This window comes from Bacillus hominis, from assembly GCF_018332515.1.
Taxonomy (GTDB): Bacteria; Bacillota; Bacilli; order Bacillales; family Bacillaceae_G; genus Bacillus_A; species Bacillus_A hominis.
This window is the reverse complement of the sequence record NZ_BOQD01000240.1, coordinates 1-8,100: the sequence shown is the minus strand read 5'-3', so window position 1 is coordinate 8,100 and position 8,100 is coordinate 1. Positions and strand designations below refer to the sequence as shown.

Annotated in this window: 10 protein-coding genes; 2 read left to right on the top strand and 8 right to left on the bottom strand. The window is 34.0% G+C overall.

Annotated elements, in window-relative coordinates; genetic code table 11:
• The 4 genes from KI356_RS20655 to KI356_RS20640 all read right to left on the bottom strand — a co-directional run.
• On the bottom strand, positions 1–600 hold a 600-nt coding region (locus KI356_RS20655), incomplete at its 3' end, for an AAA family ATPase (protein WP_212936310.1).
• A gap of 146 nt (positions 601–746) precedes the next feature.
• Positions 747–1,040, bottom strand: a complete 294-nt coding sequence (locus KI356_RS20650) for a putative quinol monooxygenase (protein WP_128280420.1) — start codon at positions 1,038–1,040, stop codon at positions 747–749.
• 45 nt (positions 1,041–1,085) lie between these two features.
• Entirely contained in the window at positions 1,086–1,724 is a 639-nt protein-coding gene (locus KI356_RS20645) for a nitroreductase family protein (RefSeq protein WP_212936309.1), read from the bottom strand.
• An 18-nt stretch (positions 1,725–1,742) separates the two neighbouring features.
• Positions 1,743–2,171, bottom strand: coding sequence for a MarR family winged helix-turn-helix transcriptional regulator (locus KI356_RS20640; protein WP_128280422.1), 429 nt, complete (start codon positions 2,169–2,171; stop codon positions 1,743–1,745).
• A 262-nt stretch (positions 2,172–2,433) separates the two neighbouring features.
• Between KI356_RS20640 and KI356_RS20635 the strand changes: the two genes are divergently transcribed.
• Positions 2,434–4,377: an elongation factor G gene (locus KI356_RS20635; RefSeq protein ID WP_212936308.1), complete on the top strand. Its 1,944-nt coding sequence runs from the start codon at positions 2,434–2,436 to the stop codon at positions 4,375–4,377.
• Positions 4,378–4,428: 51 nt separating this feature from the next.
• On the opposite strand, the gene KI356_RS20630 is transcribed toward KI356_RS20635, so the two are convergent.
• Both KI356_RS20630 and KI356_RS20625 read right to left on the bottom strand, forming a co-directional pair.
• On the bottom strand, positions 4,429–5,073 hold the full coding sequence (locus KI356_RS20630) for an alpha/beta hydrolase (protein WP_238486213.1): 645 nt from the start codon (positions 5,071–5,073) through the stop codon (positions 4,429–4,431).
• 22 nt (positions 5,074–5,095) lie between these two features.
• On the bottom strand, positions 5,096–5,563 hold the full coding sequence (locus KI356_RS20625) for an NUDIX hydrolase (protein ID WP_128280425.1): 468 nt from the start codon (positions 5,561–5,563) through the stop codon (positions 5,096–5,098).
• Positions 5,564–5,766: 203 nt separating this feature from the next.
• On the opposite strand from KI356_RS20625, the gene KI356_RS20620 reads away from it, so the two are divergent.
• The gene (locus tag KI356_RS20620) at positions 5,767–6,558 is read left to right on the top strand and encodes a DUF4240 domain-containing protein (RefSeq protein WP_212936307.1); all 792 of its coding nucleotides are present in this window, start codon (positions 5,767–5,769) and stop codon (positions 6,556–6,558) included.
• Positions 6,559–6,782: 224 nt separating this feature from the next.
• Here KI356_RS20620 and KI356_RS20615 read toward each other — a convergent pair whose 3' ends face one another.
• Both KI356_RS20615 and KI356_RS20610 read right to left on the bottom strand, forming a co-directional pair.
• A complete protein-coding gene (locus KI356_RS20615) occupies positions 6,783–7,454 on the bottom strand; it encodes an ABC transporter ATP-binding protein (protein WP_128280427.1) in 672 nt (223 codons plus the stop codon).
• The coding region (locus KI356_RS20610; protein ID WP_212936306.1) for an FtsX-like permease family protein at positions 7,454–8,100 on the bottom strand (647 nt) is incomplete at its 5' end. The genes KI356_RS20610 and KI356_RS20615, both read right to left, overlap by 1 nt.

Here is an 8,100-nt window from a genome sequence, read left to right as displayed (position 1 = left end):
TTCTTCACTTGAAATAATAGAATGTAACGTTTCTAACGGATCATTCGTTTGGAAGCGATTCATCATTTCCTTTTCTGCTTCTCTCGTAGGATAACCTTGGCGTATAGTAAGTAAAAAACGGTCTAACTGAGCATCTGGTAACGGAAATGTGCCCGCTGACTCGAGTGGATTTTGCGTTGCAATAACAAGGAAAGGATCTGGTAGCGAGTATGTCTGTTTCGCAATCGTAACGGTACGCTCTTCCATAACCTCAAGTAACGAAGATTGCGTTCTCGGTACAGCTCGATTAATTTCATCCACTAATACTATATTTGCAAAAATAGGACCTAACCTCGTTTTAAATTCCGATTCCTTCACATTAAAATATTCGAGACCAATAACATCTCCAGGTAAAGTATCAGCTGTAAATTGTATTCTTTGAAACTTAGCATCCACGCTTTTCGCTAAGCTTTTTGCTAATGTTGTTTTTCCAGTCCCAGGTACATCTTCTAATAAAATATGTCCTCTTGCTATAAGAGCTATTGCTGCGAGTTCAATCGATTCATCTTTTCCTATAATGACCTTTGAAATATTGTTAGTGATTTTCTTTAATATGTTCATATATTTCACTACCACCTTTAAATATTTTTAAAATTAAGAATATTTATTTTCCAAATTATAACACATTAAGTTAGAAGTAAATATATTCCTATCAAAATAAAAAAGATGACCCTAGCAATACGCTAAAGTCATCTTTTTCTACCTCATTATTTTACTAACTCTCCATTATAAACCTTTATATCAAGCGGAGCAGTTAAAAACTGTGATGCTTTACTAACGAAAGATGTGAAGTGTTCACTTGTATTATGGCTCGCAACTGCTGATTCATCTTTCCATACTTCTACCATTGTATAAACACTTTCTTTTTCTGTATCTTTATATAAATCGTAAGATACATTTCCACTTTCTTCTCTTGAACCATGAAGTAGTGGTTGAATTTCTTCTAAAAATGATTGTTGTTTTGCTGTGTCTACTTGAAATATTGCGTGAATAATAATCATGGTGTTTCCCCTCTCATAACTCACTTATTTCTGTTTTTTATAAAATTACTTCCACTCAGCAACTTTTTCAACTGGAAGACGTACTGATTGGTAACCACTGTCAGCAGCTTTTCCGATTGAAATTAACATTACTGGTACGTGACGCTCTTTATCTAATCCAAATGCTTCTGCGATTTGGTCTTTTTCAAATCCACCGATTGGACAAGTATCATAGCCGTGAGCACGAGCTGCTAGCATAAATTGCATTGCTACAAGACCACCGTCAATTAATACCGTATCTTTCATAACTTCTGGTGTAACCATTGAGAAGTAACCTGAAAGTTTTTGCATTTGATCTTCTTTTACTTCAGCTGGCATTAAACCACGCTCAACTGCTGTACCGTAAATTTCTTCTGCGTTGTCAAAGTTATTTAAGTCACCAAATACAGCAATCATTGCTGAAGATGTTTCTACTTGAGATTGATTGAATTTCGCAAGTGGCGCAAGTGTTGCTTTTGCTTCGTCACTTTCAATAACAAGGAAACGCCATGGTTGCATATTTACTGAAGATGGTGCAAGTGTTGCTTCTGTAAGAATTTCTGTCATTTCTTCTTTACTAATTTTCACCGAAGGATCGTACTTACGGATTGAACGGCGTCCTGTTAAAATTTCGTTAAAGTCATTAGTTTTTAGTAAGTTTGTCATAGTTGTATTCTCCCTTTTTTATAATTCTTTTATGTTTTCTTGAATTCGATCTAACATCGTTAAAAGATTGTCGCGTTCTTCTTCACTTAATCCTTTAAATGCTGAAGTTGCAAAACGTTCTTTTTCCTCTTGATACACTTTAATTTTATTTCGCCCCTCTTCTGTAAGAGAAACTAACGTAATTCTGTTATCATCTGGATTTTTACGTCTTACAATCATTCCGTTTGCTTCTAGCTGTTTTAAATGCCTCGTAATCGCAGCATTATCAATATTCACTTCTTGCTGAAGTGCTTTTTGACTAATTTCATCTACTTCATATAACTGAAGTAAAAGCTCTAATCTAGACTGACTCATACCCGTACACCCTTCAAACTTCGAACTTACTTCTTTATTGAGGAAGTGCAATTTATATAAAATAATCGCTTCTTTTGAGCATGAACTTGTCAAATTACCCCTCCTTTACATCCAAAACAAAACGTTTGATATATCAATAGTTGATATATCAATTAATATATTCTATATCGATTTATAATGCAAGCATTTTGTTTTCTTTTTAGTTTTCCAAATTAAGGCGCTTCGTCGCGTTACAAAAAATGTAAATTGCACTATAATAGTACTAATTTAAATAACTGGAGAGTGATTATAATGCGGAAATTCACAAATAGAAATGAGGAAATGAAAATGGACAATGAAATGAGGATATTTATATATGACAACAATAAATATAGGGATTGTCGCGCACGTAGACGCTGGCAAGACGAGTTTGACTGAGCGTATTCTATATGAAACGAATGTGATTAAAGAAATCGGCCACGTTGATAGCGGAAGTACGCAAACTGACTCAATGGAATTAGAAAGACAGCGCGGAATTACGATTAAAGCATCTGTCGTTTCTTTCTTTATTGATGATGTAAAAGTAAATGTCATTGATACACCAGGACACGCTGATTTTATCGCTGAAGTGGAGCGATCATTCCGTGTTTTAGACGGTGCCATTTTAGTTATCTCTGCCGTTGAAGGGGTGCAAGCACAAACAAAGATTTTAATGCGAACATTACAGAAACTAAACATACCTACTGTTTTATTTGTTAATAAAATTGATCGTAGTGGAGCAAATACTGAAAAAGTTCTGAAACAAATAAAAGAAATTCTTTCATATGACGCATTCCCCTTCTACTCTGCTGAGAACGAAGGAACAAAGGAAGCTCGTATTATTGAATATAAATCATATGACGATTGTATGGAACGATTAGCACTGTATAATGAAACATTGCTTGCATCATATGTAAATAACGAAATAGTACCGGACATACTATTAAGAAAAGAACTAGAAATACAAATACAGCAGGCAAATGTGTATCCGATCTTTTTCGGTTCAGCAATGACAGGTATGGGAGTAGCTGAACTACTTGGAAATATTTCAGCTCTAATTCCAGCTAATAAATCGGCGCAAAATGAAACATTATCTGGTGTTGTGTTTAAAATAGAACGTGAACCTTCTGGTGAAAAGATTGCTTATGTAAGAGTTTTTTCTGGTAGCTTACACGTTAGAAAATATGTTGATATTCAGCGCATTGAGTCTCAATCACATAAAGAAAAGATTAAAAAAATGTGCATGTTTCATAATGGAACTGCCGTTCAAACTTCTACCGTTCATAGCGGTGAGTTTTGTAAAGTATGGGGACTGAGTGCTATTAAAATTGGTGATATTATCGGTGAACGGACAGATTATATAAAAGATATTCACTTTGCCGAACCGCAAATGGAAGCTGCCATTGATGCTGTACCTAAAGAGCGAATTCATGATTTATACGCTGCTCTTATGGAACTATGTGAAGAAGATCCGCTCATTAAAGTGTGGAAAGACGATGTTCATAATGAACTATACATTCGCCTTTTCGGTGAAGTGCAAAAAGAAGTGATTGAAACAACACTTTATGAAAAATACAATTTACAAGTTACTTTTTCAAATACACGAGTTGTATGTATTGAAAAACCAATGGGCATAGGAAATAACGTTGAGATAATGGGTGAAAAAGCGAATCCATTTTACGCAACAATCGGTTTCAAAGTTGAACGTGGGAAGCATAACTCTGGCATAACGTACAACTTAGGTGTTGAACTTGGATCACTACCTTTAGCATTTCATAAAGCGATTGAAGATACGGTATTTCAAACGTTAAAACAAGGTTTATACGGATGGGAAGTTACGGACATTTCCGTCACGTTAACACATACTGGTTATGCCAGCCCTGTTACAACAGCGAGTGACTTTAGAAACTTAACACCACTCGTTTTAATGAATGCTTTAAAACAAGCTGATACATGCGTGTATGAACCAATTAATGAATTTGAATTGACTGTTCCAGAGCATGCGATTAGTACCGCAATGTATAAATTAGCTGCCATACCAGCAACTTTCGCAGAGCCTATATTAAATAATGATTCTTATCAGTTAACAGGATCATTACCTGTTGCGAAAACAGAAAATTTTAAACAAATGCTCCATTCGTTTACTGAAGGAGAAGGTATCTTCACAACGAAGCCAGGTTGTTTCACAAAGCTGAAAGCTCCCTTCCCTACTCGAAAACGTGTTGACTTTAATCCGCTGAATCGGAAGGCTTATTTGCTTCATGTGCTGAAGGCTTATTAAATAAAAAAGAGGTGCAAATTGCACCTCTTTTTGTATGTATTGAAACTTAAATTAGTTTGTCCTTACAACTTCTTTAAGTTGTTCTATTACTTTTGCTATTGCTTCAATTGAATTTTCCGTTTCAAATTCTCCAATATTTACAGAATGGTTTGCGTTTTTGACAACATCGATCTTTAAATTCGTTTTATGTAATTGATTAATTTGATCTGCATTGTATTGGTGATCCTTGTCTCCAATTACTAAAAGCCCTTCATGATTACTATGTAAGATAGAATCAAAAATCGTTTCAAACGTTAGTAAAGGTGTCAATAATATCATTTTTGACTGTAAAAACTCTTCTCTCTTCATTAAATCATTTGCAATCGGAATCGTTCCAAGTGATTTCCCTAAAAACATAGTATAGTTGTATTGCTCATTTTTTAATACTTCATTCATTATAGGATTAATATCATCCATCATTACTTTCGTTACTTCTTCCATTGGTTTATTCATTAATTGTCCATCATAGGAATAATGAATATGTACTACATCTATTTTATTTTCGAGCATAAGCATCGTCGCATAATAGAATAACGGTTTATCATAATTGTATCCTGAACCTGAGAACATAAAGCAAACCGCACTGGAACCTTTTTCGATATGTGTGTAACGAATTACTTTGTCATTTATATGTACCTCTTTTTTAGTCCCCTTCACCGTTTTTCCCCTCCGAATACATTTAATTTTGTAAAACGATATGTTCTGTATGAACTGCTATATCCTTTACTTTCTCTTTTATAAATGCAGGCTGTAAGTTATATGCTTCTAACTCTTCTACTGGCACCCACTTAAACAAATACGTTCTACCCTCTTCTTCCAAAATATATTGATCTGCTCCATTTGCAGGTAACTCCTGTAGCTCTACTTCATAATAGAAACTAATTTCATGAAACTTTCGCTCAGAAAGTGTAAAGAAATTTTCTACTGACCATATTAATCTCTTCCCTTTAATAGGAACACCTAATTCTTCTGCAAGCTCTCGTTTTAACGCATCTTCACTATTTTCTAGCATTTTCACTCGTCCGCCCGGTACGTACCAAAAATCTTCACCGTCACCTTGCTGAATAAGAATTTTATTACCCTGTTTACAAATTGCTCCGACACGGTAATTAAAACATGTTTCCTCAACTTTAAACGTAAGATCCATCCGTAATGCCCCCTTATATATTAAATATCAAATTATTACAAAATGATTATATATGTACTGTACAAATAAGATTACTAAATTTTTCTATTCCATTCAATGATTTTCGAATTTTCCAAAAACTACACTCACCTTTTTGTCATTACAGGTATTTATACATATGTTACAATCACAATGCACACTAGAAAAGCATTATGGGGGTACGAATGGAAACGTTATTAATCCAGCAAACTGAGAAATCAAATAAGTTTTGGAAAATCATTGTGAAAGATAGAGACTACGTTGTGTTTTACGGAAAAATTGGCACAGCTGGTAGTGTGAAAGCGAAAGAGTTTGAAACAGAAGAAGAATGTATGAAAGAAGCTAACAAACTAGTTGCTTCCAAACGTAAAAAAGGATATACAGACCCATGCCCTGGGGAAGATTACATAAAAGAAAAAACGATAACAGAAGAAGAATTTTGGGAACTACTTAATCGTGCAAAAACGAAAGGTGAGGACCAAGAAGAACAACTAGAATGGCTTACTTCTCACCTCGCTAAACGTACAGTACATGAAATTGTTGCTTTTGATACGCATATGCATCATATATTAAAAGCTTCCTATACATCTCGCTTATGGGCAGCTGCTTATATTATTATGGGTGGTTGTTCGGATGATTCTTTTGATTACTTCCGCGGATGGCTATTGTTCCAAGAAAAAGAGACATACGAAGCTTGTATTGAAGATCCAGAACGGTTAATTTCTGTATTAGAAAATTTGAGTGAGGATGATGTTCCTGAAATTGAAGAACTTACGCTATATTTCGGACAAGAAGTATATGTGGAGAAGACTGGAGATGAAGATGATACATACTTCACACTTTATCATGTACTTTCAAATGAAAGAGCTTCTAATATTGATATCGAATTAGATTGGGATGAAGATGACGAAGAAGGATTGAAAAACATGTTTCCTAAGTTATGGGAAGTGTATGGAGAAGATCCGATTGAGTGGTAAATTTATATACGAAAAACGCCTTGTTTCTTTATTAACAAGGCGTTTTTTCTTGATACTATGTTTAAATTGTTATCCTTCCACCATTTGGAGCAACCCACGTTCTACCATCATTATTAATCCTACTTTGTTACGATAAGAATCGAATTTATATACTATTCTTATAAAAAATACATCGCCAAATTGCGATGTATTTTAGTTAATATATATTCCCTTATTAACATCATTTAACTCCGCACAACTTCCCCATCAACTAACTCAATAATTCTATTACACTTATTCGCTACCTCAATATCATGCGTTACAATAATAATCGTTCGTCCTTCTTCATTCAGTTGTAATAGCAAATTCATAATTTCTTCTCCTGTTTTTCTATCTAAATTCCCTGTCGGTTCATCAGCCAAAATTAATTCTGGTTCACCTACTAACGCTCTTGCAATTGCGACTCGCTGCTGTTGTCCACCTGATAGCTCGTCTGGTGTTTTATGCATATGTTCTTTTAAACCTACTTTTTCTAAATAGAACTTCGCCTTATCTTCTCTTTCTCTTTGCTTTAGCTTTCTATATGTGAGTGGTAGTGCTACATTATCTAGTACAGTATGTTCTTTTAACAATGCAAAATATTGAAAAATAAATCCAATCATTTCATTTCTTGTTTTATGAACTTTATTCGCTCTAATTTCATTTAATGGTTTTCCATTTAACGTATATTCACCCTCATTTGGCATATCAATTAACCCTATAACATTTAATAGTGTACTTTTCCCTGAGCCTGATCGCCCCATTATTGCTATAATTTCGCCCTTATTTATAGTTAAGTTTATACCGTTTAAGGCGAACGTATTGTGATTCTTGTTACTATACACCTTTTTAATATCTTTTAGTTCAATTAAACCCATTATTCCATCCCACCTATTAATGTTTTCGGTTCGAGTTTTCTAATAAATAAGAAGACAATTACATTCGAGACAATGATAATCAATAATAAGAAAAGAAATACTAAAAATAATATAGGCATGTCCAATTTAAAGTCTAATGCCGATACTGCTTTAAAATCCTTTGACATTTGCAGCAGCTTCCCATATCTCCATGAAAAGTAAGCTATTGATATTCCTAAGCCAGCTATTGCTACAATAATGTTTTCTAAAACAATTTGAATAAACATTCCAAATTTACTTTCGCCAAAAACTATTTTTATACCAAATTCCCTCTTTCTCATCAAGATAGAAACGATGGTTGTTACTACCATTCCGACGATCGAGAATAGAATGAATAAGATTCCTACTATAAGTTGAGGTATTTCAGAATAGCTGTTAAGAGTAACATCTATATTTATTTCATCACCTAAATTTTTTAAATGAAACGTACCGCCGTTTCCTTTAAGTTGAATTGATTCTTCTAGTTTCTTTACATCTGCATCTTTTCGTAAATGTAAAACTGTGCTTTGATGCAGTCTTAAAAACATTCCTTCATAATTTTCATATCTATCAGATGACATAGGCATTATCATTGCGTAATCCAACTTCAAATAAACGTTCGTTGTAT